The organism is Candidatus Sodalis pierantonius str. SOPE (genome assembly GCF_000517405.1).
In the GTDB taxonomy this organism is placed as follows: domain Bacteria; phylum Pseudomonadota; class Gammaproteobacteria; order Enterobacterales; family Enterobacteriaceae; genus Sodalis_C; species Sodalis_C pierantonii.
Window position 1 is genome coordinate 419,508 of the sequence record NZ_CP006568.1, and the last position, 16,543, is coordinate 436,050.

The following is a 16,543-nucleotide window of genomic DNA, read 5'->3' on the forward strand; positions in this document are numbered from 1 at the left end:
CAATCACCCGCCTGCGGCGAGCGTCCTCGATGGCCGCGCCGCACGGTCAGTTAGCGCATCGTGCTAGGGGGATAACGCGGCCTCCACGTCAGGGCGCGTTTGGTGGAATCGTCGCCGGCGTCTTCCCGCCGGCGCCATCGTTATCGTCGTTCGGCGCGGACGACATCGCGTCAGATGGCGCCGAGGGGCCTGATGACACTGATGGCGCCGAGGAACCTGACGGCACCGATGGCCCTGACGACGCGGTATCCTTGCCGCGCGGCGGCTTAGTCAAACGCCGCAATTGCGCTGCCGCATCCTGGTCGCCGTCAATCACTTCGCTATGGATCTCGGTATTTTCCTGGCGGATTGCTTCTTCCTGCTCGTGGGTCAAAATAACGATACTAATACGGCGCTGCGCGGCGTTGTCATCCTCTTTACCGGGCGGCGCCATGGTATTCGCCATGCCGATGACCTGGAGAATTTTGTCACTCATCAACCCGCCTTCCACCAATTCACGGCGCGACGCATTGGCACGATCGGCGGACAGCTCCCAGTTGCCGTAGCCACGCTCGCCGTTTAAATAAGGCTGATTATCCGTATGCCCGGCCAGGCTTATACGATTGGGCAAATCGTTAAGCACCGGCGCAATGATATGCATGATACTGCGCATATAGGGCGCAATTTCCGTGCCGCCGGTGGCGAACATCGGCCTTCTTTTACTGTCGATAATTTCAATACGCAATCCCTCATGCATCAGCGTAATGCGCATATTCGGCTGCAGTTCCCGCAGCCGCGGATCGTTGCGTAACATCTGCTCCAAGCGCAGGTGGGTATCATTCAGCCTTTGAATATCCCGCTGGTGCTCCAGCTGGCGCTGACGCGCCGGCTCGGTGGCGTCGTTGGCGTTAGCGGGCAGCGGGAAATCATTGATGTTGAATTTGCGGTTGTGGGTAATCGCCTCACTCAACGGCATTCTGAAATATTCGGCGATCTGCTCACGCTGCTGCTGCGTCGTCGCCCCCAGCAGCCACATCACCAAAAAAAACGCCATCATTGCGGTCATGAAATCGGCATAGGCTATCTTCCACGAGCTGACATGATGATCGACATGCTGTACCCTGCGCCATTTGATTACAACCGGGGGTGACGTCTTTTTCATGAATTGACCGTCGTATCAGCAGATTCCATCAGACCGGTTTTTTTTATCTGGCGCAGGTGGGCTTCCAATTCCTCGAAAGAGGGGCGTTCAGAGGTATATAAGGTCTTGCGGCCGAACTCTATCGCGATCGGCGGCGCATAGCCGTTCAAACTGGAGAGCAATGTCACGCGAATGCAGTGCAACATCTTGATATGTTCATCGCCTTTCTGCTTAAGCAATGCCCCCAGGGGCATCACGCATCCGTAGGCCAGGAGAATACCGAGCAAGGTTCCCACCATCGCATTGGCGATCAAGGCGCCGAGTTCGCCCGCGGGGCGGTCCGCCGCCGCGGCCAGGGCATTTACCACGCCCATTACCGCCGCGACGATACCGAAGGCGGGCAGCGCATCACCTACATGCAGCAGGCTGTTTACCGGGATATCATTTTCTTGTTCATAGGTCTCTATCTCCTCATTCATCAGCGCTTCAATTTCATAAGCGTTGAGATTACCGCTGACCATCAGACGCAGGTAATCAATAAGGAAATCGATAACCAATTTATCTGCGTGCAACGAAGGATAGTGATTGAAAATAACGCTGTTATGCGGATCGTCAATCTCTTTTTCCAGCGTTATCAATCCGGACTGACGACTTTTGGACAGTAGGCGATACATCAGCGCCATGATATCCATATACATCGCTTTATTATAACGCGATGAACGGAACAAGCGCGGAATTGACTTTACGGTAGCATAGATAGCCTTACCATTATTTCCTGCAACAAAGGTACCTAAACCCGCGCCCACGATAATCATAAATTCCGCAGGCTGAAATAAGGCGCCGAGTTGTCCTTCAGCTAACAAAAATCCGCTTTGTTGAATAAATCCGAAATTTGTGACGACTTCCTCCCTATCAGGGCGATTGTTACATGATGCGGACGCTGTTTGGCATTCCTAACAACGTGATCCGGTTAAGCGCTTTGACCATTGCCATAGCCTCACCTACCTGCGCGTCATAGTCATGCAGACTCAGATGACCACCCAGAAGTATTTTAAACCGGAACATGGCCGTTTCAGCCAGTGAACGCCGGTGATAACCTACTTTCTTTTTCCAGGTATCGTTATTGCCGCTCAGATGCTGATTTGCCACCGCATGGTTACGCTCATGGTATCGAGCTGGCCAATATTGCGCACCACTTCGCGGTGGGATAAGCGGCTTTATTTTTTTCCTCAGCAGAGCATCATGACAGTAACGCGTATCGTAAGCACTGTCAGCCGACGCTTCCCTGATTTTCCGGTGGGTTTGGTTAATCAGCCCGGGCAGCGCCTGCGCATCTGTCGTACCGCTTAGCGATAAATCGGCACAGATAATTTCATGTGTCGCGCTATCTACTGCCAGATGAAGCTTGCGCCATACTCTGCGCCTCTCAGCCCCATGCTGCCTGACTTTCCATTCGCCTTCGCCGAAGATTTTCAGGCCGGTGCCATCGATGACCAGGTGTGAGATTTCGCCGCGGGTTGGCGTTTTTATGCTGATGTCGACGGTTTTTGCTCGCCGGCTGACCAGAGAGTAATCTGGGCAGCGCAGCGACAGCCCCATCAGTTTAAAAATCGAGTCAACGAAACCCTGTAACGCCCGGAGCGAAAGGTTAAACACGCGCTTTATCATCAGAACCGTGGTAATGGCCATATCGGTGTAGTGAAGCGGCCGGCCACGATGTTCAGGTGGTGTACTCTCAGTCCATGCAGCAATGGCTGACTCATCAAGCCATACTGTCAGGTCCCCCCGCTGCCTGAGCGCATTGTTATATGCGGGCCAGTTGGTGATTTTAAACTTTTGCTTTGCCATGGGGACCTGATGTTGAAACGAATGTAGTGATCAGAGCCGCCAGTCACCTAAAAGTTCGATTTATTCAACAAAGCCACAAAAATCCACTAAAAATCGACATAAACACAATGATATAACCAACGATAACTAGCACGGTGATCCCTTACAAGACGGTGACATCCAGAAAATGAACGTTGTTGCCAGTGATGGAATAATCCGTTTGTGAAAATGGTATTCAGTGCATCACTCTGTCTAGCATGGCTTTACGTTGCACATATTCCGTTGTCTTAAGTTATATATGCGATTATCGGCGGCGGCATGTGAAAGTTTACGCTTTTTAACCGCCCTTGAGGGTGGGTGGCAAAAACTGCAAACAAAGTTATGGGGCGGATGGAAGGCGTAGGTAATGAATGCTCCCCCACATTGTTTACAGCGCGTTTGCCCCAGTAATTGGCTGTCGATAAAGCGTAGCAATATCCAGGCGCGGGTCAAACCCAGTACCGGCCCGCCATCCTGGCGCTGCGGGCAGAGTTCGAGATACAGCCGATACGCTTTTATCATTGCCTCGATGGTCGGGATATTTCCTATACGAATCAGGCAGAGATAAGCGTTGTAAAACGCGGAAGAGTGGATATTCTGCTCCCAGGAGAGAAACCAGTCAGCGGAGAATGGCAACAGCCCCTTAGGCGCCGGCGTCCCTTTGACTTCCTTATACAATCTCAGCAATCGACTGCGGCTCAGGCAGGTTTCATTTTCCAGAATAGGTAGCCGAGCGCCGAGCGCAATCAGCTCCATGGCCAGCTGTATATCCCTGGATTCCTGCATGATACTTTTCCTATACACGAGATCATTCCTTAAGCAAACGGGTAGGATCGGGAGTCGCTGAATTTAAGCAACTGCGTGGACAGCACAATCCCTGTATGGACCTGCTGTAACTCATCAACACGGGATTCGCGCGTCAGGCAATTGATGATCTGCTCGTCATCCAGGCGCAGCAGACAAATAAGCTGGTTGATTTCGCCAAGCTTTATCAATTCAGACAGAGAAAGTCCCGCCAGTTTATCCAGAGTGTCTTCGCCCACCCCAAGACGGAATCCCGCTACCTTCTTATCTTTTTTGATAAGCTCTTGGGCGAGTAAGAGATAGGATAGATTTATTTCATGTATATTCCTGAGAAGGTTATCACTACTCATCGTCGATGCATCCTTGTTATTTTAATAGCGAAGGAGGGTTAAGCATTAATGACCGAAAAGCATTAGACCCTGATATCGGTCACCTGGCACTTATTTAAACCTACACTTAGCATGTTAATAATTAAAGAACACTGCAATTACTAACCCTTGGCTCTGTTTATAATGGCCTTACCGAAAGCATTATTATCTTAACCACGCCGCCCATGCAAACATATTTTTCCCATCAATCTCAGGAGACAATTAATGATAAGTAACAGTCATCCTACGCGCTAATTCGGCGTACAATAGCCCAACACTTTATTATTTATCCACTGTTCAAAAAAAGAAATTACATCACTGCCTCATTAGTAAATCCATAATCCGCCGATTTAATGCATCGGCGGACATTTATGTTACATGGTCTGTGACGCTTGCGATTGACCACACAATATACATACTAGTTATATTGCAATACAAATAAAAAATCTTATTTTTACGCGCTAACCCGTCATTAGTCACACTTGTAACTTACATTAAAAAACACGGCCCTAATCATCGCCTATTGTGCCAATTAAATATCGGTTCAGCCGGTTAAAATCGTCTGCTATCATTTGCGCCGATAATTAGCAACGCTAACCTTTTTACCTTAATTTTCCCCCCGAAGCGCTTTGTTGAATAAATCCGAAATTTGTGACGACTTCCTTCCTATCAGGGCGATTGTTACATGATGCGGACGCTGTTTGGCATTCCTAACAGTGTGATCCGGTTAAGTGCTTTAACCATTGCCATTGTCTCACCTACCTGCGCGTCATAGTCATGCAGACTCAGATGACCACCCAGAAGTGTTTTAAACCGGAACATGGCCGTTTCAGCCAGTGAACGCCGGTGATAACCTACTTTCTTTTTCCAGGTATCGTTATTGCCGCTCAGATGCTGATTTGCCACCGCATGGTTACGCTCATGGTATCGAGCTGGCCAATATTGCGCACCACTTCGCGGTGGGATAAGCGGCTTTATTTTTTTCCTCAGCAGAGCATCATGGCAGTAACGCGTATCGTAAGCACTGTCAGCCGACGCTTCCCTGATTTTCCGGTGGGTTTGGTTAATCAGCCCGGGCAGCGCCTGCGCATCTGTCGTACCGCTTAGCGATAAATCGGCACAGATAATTTCATGTGTCACGCTATCTACTGCCAGATGAAGCTTGCGCCATACTCTGCGCCTCTCAGCCCTATGCTGCCTGACTTTCCATTCGCCTTCGCCGAAGACTTTCAGGCCGGTGCCATCGATGACCAGGTGTGAGATTTCGCCGCGGGTTGGCGTTTTTATGCTGATGTCGACGGTTTTTGCTCGCCGGCTGACCAGAGAGTAATCTGGGCAGCGCAGCGACAGCCCCATCAGTTTAAAAATCGAGTCAACGAAACCCTGTAACGCCCGGAGCGAAAGGTTAAACACGCGCTTTATCATCAGAACCGTGGTAATGGCCATATCGGTGTAGTGAAGCGGCCGGCCACGATGTTCAGGTGGTGTACTCTCAGTCCATGCAGCAATGGCTGACTCATCAAGCCATACTGTCAGGTCCCCCCGCTGCCTGAGCGCATTGTTATATGCGGGCCAGTTGGTAATTTTAAACTTTTGCTTTGCCATGGGGACCTGATGTTGAAACGAATGTAGTGATCATAGCCGCCAGTCACCTAAAAGTTCGATTTATTCAACAAAGCCCCCCCGAAGGAGAAATTGGGCTGTCGTAATAACACGAGGGCATCACCGGTGATGGGATAATAATCGCCATTTGACTACCGCAATCCAGACCGGTAACGCACAGGATAGCGCCGCTGGCGCGTCATTCCGTCTAATAGTGCAATGGCCGCGGCGACGACGCAGGGAGAGGTCGCTATCCCTGCGGGTAATGCCGATTTAGGTTAAGCAAGAGTAATCATTGTCGCGACGGTGAAACCCTTCTAAGTCGTTTTGGCGGAGATGGCCGCCCTTGACGTTTCGCCCAATCGCACGCGGCGCTGACGCCGGGATAAAAAAACAGCGGACCTGAGAAGGTCCGCTGTCGATAGCGGTAACGTGCGATTAATGGCGACACACTACGGTTGAAATTTGGTCGGTGAGAGAGGATTCGAACCTCCGACCCATACGTCCCGAACGTATTGCGCTACCAGGCTGCGCCACTCACCGTAATGCGGGCGCATACTACTGCGCCTCGCTACAGGCGTCAATCCCTTTTTCAGTAATTGCCGTCAACTGTTTACAAACCCATCAGCCACGATTAACCGTGGCAGCCGGCTGCGCCGCCGACGGTTTCTGACACCAGTTATTTTCCGCTTTAATACCGCCATTAGGGGACTGGTACCCCAGGCATCCCAACAGGCTATCAAACAATTCTTCATGACGATGCACCGAGCCGGCGCGCTGTTGCGCCTGCAGCCGTGCAAAGGCGTCATGATTCTCGGGACTGGCCAGGAAAGCGTCGGATGCCCAGACCATCATCGGTACGCGGAACTGCTCCGGTGGCGCCATGTCGCGCGGTGTACCGTGCAAGTGATAGTTTTCGTCAATGGACTCACCGTGATCGGCGGCATAGAACACTAGCGCTTTTTTATCGCGGACCTGATCGATGACCTTATCGATAAAACTATCGGTATACAGGACGCTGTTATCGAACGCGTTAATCAGCTGCGCCTTGCTGCAGGCCTGATCGACGCCGATACACTCCGGCTGATAGCGGGCAAAACTGCGCGGGTAACGCTGCGAATACAAATAGTGAGAGCCTTTGGTGTGCAAAATGACCAAATGCTTGCCTTGGGGAGGGCGGGCCAGCGATTCCTTCAGCTCGTCAACGAGCAGCATATCGTCCACGGATTTACCATCATTGCGCTTCTCTGACGCGATCATTTCGCGAAAGGCATAATTGTTGGCGTCGGTGTTATTGTAGAACCACACTTCGCTTTGCATGGCAAACAGCTCGGAGGTGAAGCCCAGTTTACGCATCACGGTAAAGACATTCTGCTCTTTCAGCGTACGCTGCGGATTATCGAGGATTCCCCCCTCGCGCACGAACATACAGCGCAAAGAGAGTTTGGTGGAGGTATCGCAGGAATGCCCGCGAAACGCCACCAAATTCTTTTCGTGGGAGAGTGTTGGCGTCGTATCGCGTTCATAGCCCAGCAAACCCATATGATCCCAACGGGTCGTCTCGCCAATAATAAACACCACATAGGTATTATCGATGCCCGCCGGCGGCAGATAGGTAAACTGCTTGGCGGGATCGAACAGGCTTTCGTTATCCTGGCTCTCATCGAGCCGCGTATAAGCGAACAGCCCGAGCGCCGCCAACCAGTTCGACGGCAGGTAGGAGTGCGCCACCAAACCGCCATAGCTGGGCATATCAATATTGGTGATACGTTCACGCAGATTCTACGCCTTATCCTGATAACGCACCGGCAGCCATACCAGCGCCAGCACCACCAGCAGCCCCAGTAAAGATTTCACCCGTCTGCCCGGCGTTTTCATTTGCTGGAACAGGGTATCGGCGAGGGCATTTTGCCAAATCAGCAACAGCGGCAAGGCGCTTATCCCTACCATTCATACCAGGAATTTGATGCCCACGACTTCGCGCGACAGATCGATATCGGTCGTCATCACCGAGGCGATAATGCCGTAACCGATAACGACGTTGAAATAGGTCATGTAGTAACTGGCGGCGACCGATATCAGCACCAGTAGCGACGCCGCGATGCGATAGAACAGGCGACCGCCGAACGACAATATCCGCATCAAAAAGAAGGTGGATAAAATGGCGGCGGTGATTTCGGTTAACGCGATGACCATATGCCCGACGGTGGAGGACAGATGCAGCATATCGAATCGTCGGATGAAGACCGAGAGATTGAGGAACAGGCCGATATAGATGGCAAGCAACAGGGAAAGCGTCTGATATGACAGTGTTTTTACAATTTTCATTTAAGGCAAAAGCCCAGCAAGGATGAGGTCGTGACGGCCACGGGGCTTAGCTGCTGGCGCAGCAACGGGCTAAATCCGACGATAATTGAGCAGCGCAATAGTGACCGATTGAAATTTTTTGACAAGGAAAATGGCTTTGTTGAATAAATCGAACTTTTAGGTGACTGGCGGCTCTGATCACTACATTCGTTTCAACATCAGGTCCCCATGGCAAAGCAAAAGTTTAAAATCACCAACTGGCCCGCATACAACAATGTGCTCAGGCAGCGGGGGGACCTGACAGTATGGCTTGATGAGTCAGCCATTGCTGCATGGACTGAGAGTACACCACTTGAACATCGTGGCCGGCCGCTTCACTACACCGATATGGCCATTACCACGGTTCTGATGATAAAGCGAGTGTTTAACCTTTCGCTCCGGGCGTTACAGGGTTTCGTTGACGCGATTTTTAAACTGATGGGGCTGTCGCTGCGCTGCCCAGATTACTCTCTGGTCAACCGGCGAGCAAAAACCGTCGACATCAGCATAAAAACGCCAACTCGCGGCGAAATCTCACACCTGGTCATCGATGGCACCGGCCTGAAAATCTTCGGCGAAGGCGAATGGAAAGTCAGGCAGCATGGGGCTGAGAGGCGCAGAGTATGGAGCAAGCTTCATCTGGCAGTAGATAACGCGACACATGAAATTATCTGTGCCGATTTATCGCTAAGCGGTACGACAGATGCGCAGGCGCTGCCCGGGCTGATTAACCAAACCCACCGGAAAATCAGGGAAGCGTCGGCTGGCAGTGCTTACGATACGCGTTACTGTCATGATACTCTGCTGAGGAAAAAAATAAAGCCGCTTATCCCACCGCGAAGTGGTGCGCAATATTGGCCAGCTCGATACCATGAGCGTAACCATGCGGTGGCAAATCAGCATCTGAGCGGCAATAATGATACCTGGAAAAAGAAAGTAGGTTATCACCGGCGTTCACTGGCTGAAACGGCCATGTTCCGGTTTAAAACACTTCTGGGTGGTCATCTGAGTCTGCATGACTATGACGCGCAGGTAGGTGAGGCTATGGCAATGGTCAAAGCGCTTAACCGGATCACGCTGTTAGGAATGCCAAACAGCGTCCGCATCATGTAACAATCGCCCTGATAGGGAGGAAGTCGTCACAAATTTCGGATTTATTCAACAAAGCGCCAAAAATACCGAAATTCCCTCTGAGGGCGAACCTGCCACGGCCGATCCGTTGAAAACCATCGACCAAGCCATTGCTATCGTCGATGAAGCCCGTGGCGCCCTGGGCGCGACCCAGAACCGTCTGGGTTCGGTTATCAACAGCCTGAGCACCACCGTGGCCAACCTGAGCCAGTCGCGTTCTAATATCGAGGATGCGGACTTCGCCACCGAAGTCTCCAACATGAACCGCGCCAATATCCTGCAGCAGGCGGGCACCGCGGTATTGGCGCAGGCCAATGCGGTACCTCAGGGTATTCTGTCGCTGTTGCGTTAATCGTTGCTCCCTCTGTTTGTGCCAACCCCGGCTTGCCGGGGTTTTTTGCGTTAATTCACGCCAAATAACCGCATATTCGCCGTATTTTGCCGCCTTTAACCGCCGGCGCGCGGCTGATAATGACGTTTCACCGAACGGCCCGCGCGAGGTAAATGTGGAAGTCATATACAATCATCAGGGAAGACTGGCCGACGATCGCGGCATGTGGCAGCAGTATGCGCCCATCATCCGTCATGAGGCGCTGCGATTACAGGTTCGTCTGCCGGCAAGCGTAGAACTTGAGGATCTTATCCAGGCGGGGATGATCGGTTTATTGGCGGCTATCGACAGCTTCGATGCCACGCAGGGCGCCAGCTTCACCACCTACGCCCGATCGCGTATCCGCTGGGGCATGCTGGACGAACTGCGGGAGCGGGATTGGGTGCCGCGCAGCGTGCGGCGCAATGCGCGCGAGATCGCGGCGGCCATCCAGCGGCTGGAGCAGCGGCTGGGCGCCAGCGCCAGCGAACAGCAAATCGCCGACGAACTTGGCGTGCCGCTGTCGGCCTACCAGACCATGCTGCATGAAACCAACTGTAGCCAGCTGTTCTCGCTGGATGAGTTAATGGCGCAGGAAGCGCAGGGCACCGGTCCGGCGCTTCCCGCCGGCGCGGAACAAGATCCTTTCCAGCGGCTACTGGCCGGCGGGCTGCGCAAGCGGGTGAAGGATGAAATAAGCCGGCTGCCTGAACGTGAACAGCTGTTGCTTAACCTTTATTACCAGCAAGAGCTGAATCTTAAGGAAATCGGCGAGGTCCTTGGGGTTGGCGAATCAAGAGTGAGCCAGTTGCATAGTCTGGCGATAAAACGGCTGCGCGCGCGGTTACAGGAAAGCGTCTGACTAGGGTTAATCTGATAAAGGACCGCGGCGGGGCGCATCGCTATTTTTTACCGGACATATAGCGTAAGGTAAAAGCGCTAAACGGCCGTTTAAACGGTTATCCGCCCCGAGGTCTGGCAGCATTTTACCCTGCACTATGGGCGAGATCGCCACATTACCGTTCATATATTCGCCATTCGGAAAGAAAATTTTTTAGCAGTATAACCGACCATTAAAATCTTGTTACATAGTGTAAATATGCACTATAGTCCCTTATTGCCTGCCGATCATGCTTAATTTTCGCCTCGGCACCTCACTTTTATGTTCGTTTGCCGGCCCACAAAAAACATGTAAATCCCCACGGGTTATATTGACGTCTTGGCAAACTGTTACCAAATTGGGAGCCTCGGAAATCAGGGAGGCAAAGGATTGTTTGAATGTTTTTACGCATTCAACCCGCCGGTCAATGCTTTTCCAACGGCAGTCCGTTTTGTCTCCTCCCATTTCCTACTGATGCCGCAGGGCATACTGCACAGACCGCAGTCCCAAAAAAACAGCGTCTGGCCGTGCAACACACAACATCACATCACATATTGGAGCAGAATAATGACAATTTCCTTGACGAAATCAGGGATTCTGAAGGTCGGTATCAGCCTGGCGGCATTAGCCGTGGCGGCCAGTGTGCAAGCGAAAACGTTGGTGTACTGTTCCGAGGGGTCGCCGGAAGGGTTTAACCCGCAGCTGTTCACCTCCGGCACGACCTTTGACGCCAGCTCGGTGCCCATTTATAACCGTCTGGTGGAATTCAAGCTGGGTACAACGGAAATCACGCCCAGCCTGGCGGAAAAATGGGACGTGAGCGACGGCGGTAAGGTGTATACTTTCCATTTGCGCCACGGAGTGAAATGGCAGGACAGCAAAGATTTCAAATCGAGCCGTGATTTTAACGCCGACGATGTCATCTTCTCCTTCACGCGCCAAAAAGACGCCAATGCGCCTTATCATAAAATCTCCGGCGGCAGCTACGAGTATTTTGACGGCATGGGCATGGGTGATTTGATCGCCAACATCGAGAAAGTCGACGACTACACCGTCCGCTTTACCCTGACCCGCGAAGAAGCGCCGTTTGTCGCTGATTTGGCCATGGACTTCGCCTCATCCTGTCGGCGGAATATGCCGATAAAATGATGAAAGCCGGCACGCCGGAGAAGCTGGACCTGAATCCCATCGGCACCGGCCCGTTCCAGCTTTTGCAGTATCAGAAAGATTCCCGCATCCTGTATAAAGCCTTCCCGGGCTACTGGGGCACCAAGCCGAAAATCGATCGTTTGGTGTTCTCCATTACCCCCGACGCATCCGTGCGCTATGCCAAAATGCAGAAAAACGAATGCCAGGTCATGCCTTATCCCAACCCGGCCGACATCGCGCGCATGAAGCAGGACAGCACCATCAATCTGCTGGAGCAGCCGGGGCTGAACGTCGGCTATCTGGCCTATAACGTTGAGAAGAAGCCGCTGGATAACTTTAAAGTCCGTCAAGCGTTGACCCTGGCGGTGAATAAAAAAGCCATTATCGACGCCGTTTACCAGGGCGCCGGTCAGGCGGCCAAAAACCTGATCCCGCCGACAATGTGGAGCTACAACGACGCGGTACAGGATTACCCTTACGACCCCGCCAAGGCAAAAGAGTTGCTGAAAGAAGCTGGCTTGCCTGACGGCTTCACCATCGACTTGTGGGCAATGCCGGTGCAGCGTCCTTACAACCCTAACGCGCGCCGCATGGCCGAGCTGATTCAAGCTGACTGGGCGAAAATCGGCGTGAAAGCCAATATCGTGACCTACGAATGGGGCGAATACCTCAAGCGCGCCAAGGCCGGCGAACATCAGACCGTGATGATGGGCTGGACCGGCGACAATGGGGATCCGGACAACTTCTTCGCGACCCTGTTCAGCTGCGGCGCGGCTAAAGACGGTTCCAACTACTCTAAATGGTGCTCCAAGCCGTTCGAGGATCTGATCCAGCCGGCGCGTAGCGAGTCCGACCACGCCAAACGTATCGACCTGTACAAACAGGCCCAGGTGGTGATGCACGACGAAGCGCCGGCGCTGATTATCGCCCACTCGACAGTGTATGAGCCGGTGCGTAAAGAGGTGAAGGGCTACGTGGTTGACCCGCTCGGCAAACACTATTTCGATAACGTTTCTTTAGACTGATGATCTACTAACCCCCCTTTATCCCTGCAGGGAGCTTCCGCCAGCCCGGCGGAAGCGGGAGTATTCCCCGGTGTCGCACCGGGGAACGGCCGCGCGCCAGCGGGGCCACGGGGGGAAATCCTGAAGACATGAGCGTTAATCACCCGGACGATATCCACTGCGTCCGGGTCAATTTTTTACAGAAACAGAGATTACGGAATATGTTGCAGTTCATACTCCGACGTTTGGGTCTGGTGATCCCGACGTTTATTGGTATTACCTTGCTGACCTTCGCCTTCGTGCATCTGATCCTAGGGGATCCGGTGTTGATCATGGCCGGGGAGCGCGGTATTTTCCCCGAGCGCCATGCGGAATTGATGGCCCAGATGGGGCTGGATAAGCCGCTATTTCAGCAATACTTTCACTATATCGCCGGGGTGCTACAGGGGGATCTGGGCACCTCGCTTAAAAGCCGGCTGCCGGTATGGCAGGAATTTGTCCCGCGTTTCCAGGCGACCTTGGAGCTGGGGATTTGCGCCATGATTTTCGCCGTACTGGTAGGCATTCCCGTGGGGGCGCTGGCGGCGGTGAAGCGCGGTTCGATTTTCGATCATACCGCGGTGGGTATCTCGTTGACCGGCTATTCGATGCCCATTTTTTGGTGGGGCATGATGTTGATTATGCTGGTGTCGGTGCATTTGAACCTTACGCCGGTGTCCGGCCGGGTGGGGGATACGGTGTTTCTCGACGACAGCCAGCCCCTGACCGGTTTCATGCTGATTGATACGCTGATTTGGGGCGAGCCGGGGGATTTTAAAGACGCCGTCATGCATATCATCCTGCCGGCCATCGTACTGGGTACCATTCCGCTGGCGGTCATCGTGCGTATGACCCGTTCGGCGATGCTGGAGGTGCTGAGCGAGGATTATATCCGCACCGCGCGTGCCAAAGGGCTGAGCCGCCTGCGGGTGATCATCGTCCATGCGCTGCGTAACGCGCTGCTGTCGGTCGTAACGGTTATCGGCCTGCAGGTGGGGACGCAGCTGGCGGGCGCTATCCTGACCGAAACCATCTTTTTCTGGCCGGGCATCGGCCGCTGGCTGATTGAGGCGCTGCTGCGGCCCCCGGTCTGGATGGAAGGCGGCAGCTGGCAGTTTCTGCTCGGCACCGACGATGTGGGCCGCGATATTCTTAGCTGCCTGATGTACGGCGCCCGCCTGTCGCTGCTGGTGGGATGCCTGGTGGTCGCGCTGTCGCTGCTGCTGGGGGGTGATCTTCGGCCTGCTGGCCGGCTATCTCGACGGTATGGTGGATACTATCATCATGCGCGTGGTCGATATCATGCTGGCCCTGGTGCTGGTGGCGATCTTCGGCCCGTCCATCGTTAACGCCTCGCTGGCGCTTACCTTTGTCGCCCTGCCGCACTATGTGCGTTTGACGCGCGCATCGGTGCTGGGGGAAGTCAACCGCGATTACGTGACCGCTTCGCGGGTGGCCGGCGCCGGTACGCTGCGGCAGATGTTCGTCAATATTTTGCCCAACTGTCTGGCGCCGCTTATCGTTCAGGCCTCGCTGGGGTTCTCCAATGCCATTCTGGATATGGCGGCGCTCGGCTTCCTGGGTATGGGGGCGCAGCCGCCTACGCCTGAGTGGGGCACAATGCTGGCGGACGTATTGCAGTTCGCCCAGAGTGCCTGGTGGGTGGTGGCGTTCCCTGGATTCGTCATTCTACTCACCGTGTTGGCGTTCAATTTAATGGGGGACGGCCTGCGTGACGCCCTCGACCCCAAACTCAAGCAGTAACGAGGATGCAATGGCGTTATTATCCATAGACAAACTGTCGGTCCATTTCGGCGATGAGGGTACCCCGTTCCGCGCCGTTGACCGAATCAGCTACCAGGTGGAACAGGGCCAGGTGCTGGGCATCGTCGGCGAATCCGGCTCGGGTAAATCGGTCAGCTCGCTGGCCGTGATGGGATTGATTGATTATCCCGGCAAAGTTATGGCCGACAATCTGGTATTCAACGGCCGCGATCTGCAGAAAATTTCCGACAACGAGCGCCGCCAACTGATCGGCGCCGATATGGCCATGATTTTCCAGGATCCGATGACCAGCTTGAACTCCTGTTACACGGTGGGCTTCCAGATCATAGAAGCCATCAAAGTCCACCAGGGCGGCAACCGCCGGACCCGCCGCCAGCGCGCCATCGATCTGCTGACGCTGGTGGGCATTCCCGATCCGGCCTCCCGGCTGGACGTGTATCCGCATCAGCTATCCGGCGGTATGAGCCAGCGCGTGATGATAGCCATGGCCATCGCTTGTCGGCCCAAGCTGCTGATTGCCGATGAACCGACTACCGCGCTGGATGTCACCATCCAGGCGCAGATTATCGAGCTGTTGCTTGATCTGCAACAGCGCGAGAACATGGCGTTGGTACTGATTACCCACGATTTGGCGCTGGTGGCGGAAGCGGCGCACCATATTATCGTGATGTACGCCGGGCAGGTGGTGGAAACCGGCAAGGAGACGGAAATTTTCCGCGCGCAGCGTCATCCCTACACCCAGGCGCTGCTGCGCGCCCCGCCGGAGTTTGCCGCCGATAAGGCGCGTCTGACGTCGCTGCCGGGCACCGTACCGGGCAAATATGACCGTCCGTCGGGCTGTCTGCTTAACCCGCGCTGCCCCTATGCCACCGACCATTGTCGCCAGTCGGAGCCGGCGCTGCGCACCTTGCCGGACCGTCAGTCCAAATGTCACTATCCGCTGGATGATGCCGGGAGGCCCACCCGATGAGCGAAATCATTATCGATAACCGGTCCACCTCGCTACTGCATGCCGTGGATCTGAAAAAATATTATCCGGTCAAGAAAGGGCTGTTCGCCGAAGAGAAACTGGTGAAAGCGCTCGACGGGGTCTCTTTTACCCTTGAGCGGGGGAAAACCCTGGCGGTGGTCGGCGAGTCGGGTTGCGGTAAATCGACCCTGGGACGTTTGTTGACCATGATCGAAACGCCGAGCGGCGGCGAGCTGTATTACCTCGGGCAGGATCTGCTCAAGCCTGACCGTACCGCCGAGCATCTGCGCCGCCAGAAGATCCAGATAGTTTTCCAGAACCCCTATGGATCGCTGAATCCGCGTAAAAAAGTGGGACAGATTCTTGAGGAGCCGCTGCAGATCAATACCTCGCTTAGCCGGGCGGAGCGCCGGGAAAAAGCGCTGGCGATGATGGCGAAAGTGGGGTTGAAAACCGAACACTATGATCGCTATCCCCATATGTTTTCCGGCGGCCAGCGGCAGCGCATCGCTATCGCCCGCGGTCTGATGCTGGATCCGGATGTGGTCATCGCCGACGAACCGGTGTTCGCGCTGGATGTCTCGGTACGGGCGCAGGTCTTGAATCTGATGATGGATCTGCAGCAGGAGATGGGATTGTCCTACGTGTTTATCTCACACGATTTATCGGTGATAGAGCACATCGCCGACGACGTGATGGTGATGTACTTGGGCCGCTGCGTCGAGAAGGGCAGCAAAGACGCGATTTTCAACAATCCGCGTCATCCCTATACCCAAGCGCTGCTGTCCGCCACGCCCCGGCTCAATCCCGATCTGCGTCGCGCTGCAACCGCAGCTGAAAGGCTACGGCGATCAACTGGTGGCGTGCTTCGCCGTTGATCAGGATGAAGCCCAAACAGGCCGATAACCACCGACTCAGGGGACCGTGTCCCCTGATATACCGCCTGTGTCCCCCCGTGAGATGAACAAGCGCCCGTCTCCGTCAGGGCCAGAATAGCCCAGATACCCCGTCGTTCCGCAACTAACCGAACAGGGCTACATTGGCGCCCTTATCGCTGGTTGGCTAGACGTTGGCTCTCTGTCCTCTGCACTAGGAATATACAGCATGTT

The 16,543-nt window shown here is 54.0% G+C and carries 10 protein-coding genes, 1 tRNA gene and 5 pseudogenes; 8 read left to right on the top strand and 8 right to left on the bottom strand.

All coding sequences use genetic code 11. From position 1 onward, the window contains the following. Positions 1–88: 88 nt before the first annotated feature. The 8 genes and pseudogenes from motB to eptB form a co-directional block, all read right to left on the bottom strand. The gene (gene motB, locus SOPEG_RS02215) at positions 89–1,141 is read right to left on the bottom strand and encodes a flagellar motor protein MotB (protein WP_025244156.1); all 1,053 of its coding nucleotides are present in this window, start codon (positions 1,139–1,141) and stop codon (positions 89–91) included. After that, on the bottom strand, positions 1,138–2,001 hold the full coding sequence (gene motA / locus SOPEG_RS02220; RefSeq protein ID WP_051419391.1) for a flagellar motor stator protein MotA: 864 nt from the start codon (positions 1,999–2,001) through the stop codon (positions 1,138–1,140). The genes motB and motA overlap by 4 nt, the downstream gene beginning before the upstream one ends. Before the next feature lie 43 nt (positions 2,002–2,044). Continuing rightward, entirely contained in the window at positions 2,045–2,968 is a 924-nt protein-coding gene (locus SOPEG_RS02225) for an IS5-like element ISSoEn1 family transposase (RefSeq protein ID WP_025243834.1), read from the bottom strand. 231 nt (positions 2,969–3,199) lie between these two features. Continuing rightward, positions 3,200–3,790 carry a flagellar transcriptional regulator FlhC gene (gene flhC / locus SOPEG_RS02230; protein WP_025244158.1) on the bottom strand — a complete coding sequence of 197 codons (591 nt, stop codon included), beginning with the start codon at positions 3,788–3,790 and terminating at the stop codon, positions 3,200–3,202. A gap of 11 nt (positions 3,791–3,801) precedes the next feature. After that, positions 3,802–4,140, bottom strand: a complete 339-nt coding sequence (gene flhD, locus SOPEG_RS02235) for a flagellar transcriptional regulator FlhD (protein WP_025244159.1) — start codon at positions 4,138–4,140, stop codon at positions 3,802–3,804. A 699-nt stretch (positions 4,141–4,839) separates the two neighbouring features. Then, a complete protein-coding gene (locus tag SOPEG_RS02240; RefSeq protein WP_025244160.1) occupies positions 4,840–5,763 on the bottom strand; it encodes an IS5 family transposase in 924 nt (307 codons plus the stop codon). A 463-nt stretch (positions 5,764–6,226) separates the two neighbouring features. Further along, positions 6,227–6,303, bottom strand: a tRNA-Pro gene (locus SOPEG_RS02245). 81 nt (positions 6,304–6,384) lie between these two features. Then, a pseudogene (gene eptB / locus SOPEG_RS02250) lies at positions 6,385–8,088 on the bottom strand (kdo(2)-lipid A phosphoethanolamine 7''-transferase). Positions 8,089–8,295: 207 nt separating this feature from the next. On the opposite strand from eptB, the gene SOPEG_RS02255 reads away from it, so the two are divergent. The 8 genes and pseudogenes from SOPEG_RS02255 to SOPEG_RS02290 all read left to right on the top strand — a co-directional run bounded on the left by SOPEG_RS02255 (position 8,296) and on the right by SOPEG_RS02290 (position 16,340). Then, on the top strand, positions 8,296–9,219 hold the full coding sequence (locus SOPEG_RS02255; protein ID WP_025244161.1) for an IS5 family transposase: 924 nt from the start codon (positions 8,296–8,298) through the stop codon (positions 9,217–9,219). Between the two features lie 94 nt (positions 9,220–9,313). Continuing rightward, positions 9,314–9,589 (top strand): annotated as a pseudogene (locus SOPEG_RS02260) (flagellin); the annotation flags it as partial. A 202-nt stretch (positions 9,590–9,791) separates the two neighbouring features. Next, positions 9,792–10,469 carry an RNA polymerase sigma factor FliA gene (locus SOPEG_RS02265; RefSeq protein ID WP_051419987.1) on the top strand — a complete coding sequence of 226 codons (678 nt, stop codon included), beginning with the start codon at positions 9,792–9,794 and terminating at the stop codon, positions 10,467–10,469. A 585-nt stretch (positions 10,470–11,054) separates the two neighbouring features. Then, positions 11,055–12,661, top strand: a pseudogene (gene dppA / locus SOPEG_RS02270) (dipeptide ABC transporter periplasmic-binding protein DppA). A 200-nt stretch (positions 12,662–12,861) separates the two neighbouring features. Then, a pseudogene (dppB, locus tag SOPEG_RS25860) lies at positions 12,862–13,851 on the top strand (dipeptide ABC transporter permease DppB); the annotation flags it as partial. Between the two features lie 112 nt (positions 13,852–13,963). Further along, positions 13,964–14,443: an ABC transporter permease subunit gene (locus tag SOPEG_RS28475; protein WP_162149695.1), complete on the top strand. Its 480-nt coding sequence runs from the start codon at positions 13,964–13,966 to the stop codon at positions 14,441–14,443. Between the two features lie 10 nt (positions 14,444–14,453). Further along, the gene (gene dppD / locus SOPEG_RS02285) at positions 14,454–15,434 is read left to right on the top strand and encodes a dipeptide ABC transporter ATP-binding protein (protein ID WP_025244164.1); all 981 of its coding nucleotides are present in this window, start codon (positions 14,454–14,456) and stop codon (positions 15,432–15,434) included. After that, positions 15,431–16,340 (top strand): annotated as a pseudogene (locus SOPEG_RS02290) (peptide ABC transporter ATP-binding protein). Before dppD ends, SOPEG_RS02290 begins: the two are co-directional and overlap by 4 nt. Positions 16,341–16,543 lie beyond the last annotated feature (203 nt).

What these genes read in the sequence shown, in the direction of transcription:
- motB (WP_025244156.1), bottom strand. Translation starts at nt 1,141, where the DNA reads ATGAAAAAGACGTCACCCCCGGTTGTAATCAAATGGCGCAGGGTACAG.
- SOPEG_RS02225 (WP_025243834.1), bottom strand. Translation starts at nt 2,968, where the DNA reads ATGGCAAAGCAAAAGTTTAAAATCACCAACTGGCCCGCATATAACAAT.
- flhD (WP_025244159.1), bottom strand. Translation starts at nt 4,140, where the DNA reads ATGAGTAGTGATAACCTTCTCAGGAATATACATGAAATAAATCTATCC.
- SOPEG_RS02240 (WP_025244160.1), bottom strand. Translation starts at nt 5,763, where the DNA reads ATGGCAAAGCAAAAGTTTAAAATTACCAACTGGCCCGCATATAACAAT.
- SOPEG_RS02255 (WP_025244161.1), top strand. Translation starts at nt 8,296, where the DNA reads ATGGCAAAGCAAAAGTTTAAAATCACCAACTGGCCCGCATACAACAAT.
- SOPEG_RS02265 (WP_051419987.1), top strand. Translation starts at nt 9,792, where the DNA reads ATGTGGCAGCAGTATGCGCCCATCATCCGTCATGAGGCGCTGCGATTA.
- SOPEG_RS28475 (WP_162149695.1), top strand. Translation starts at nt 13,964, where the DNA reads ATGCGCGTGGTCGATATCATGCTGGCCCTGGTGCTGGTGGCGATCTTC.
- dppD (WP_025244164.1), top strand. Translation starts at nt 14,454, where the DNA reads ATGGCGTTATTATCCATAGACAAACTGTCGGTCCATTTCGGCGATGAG.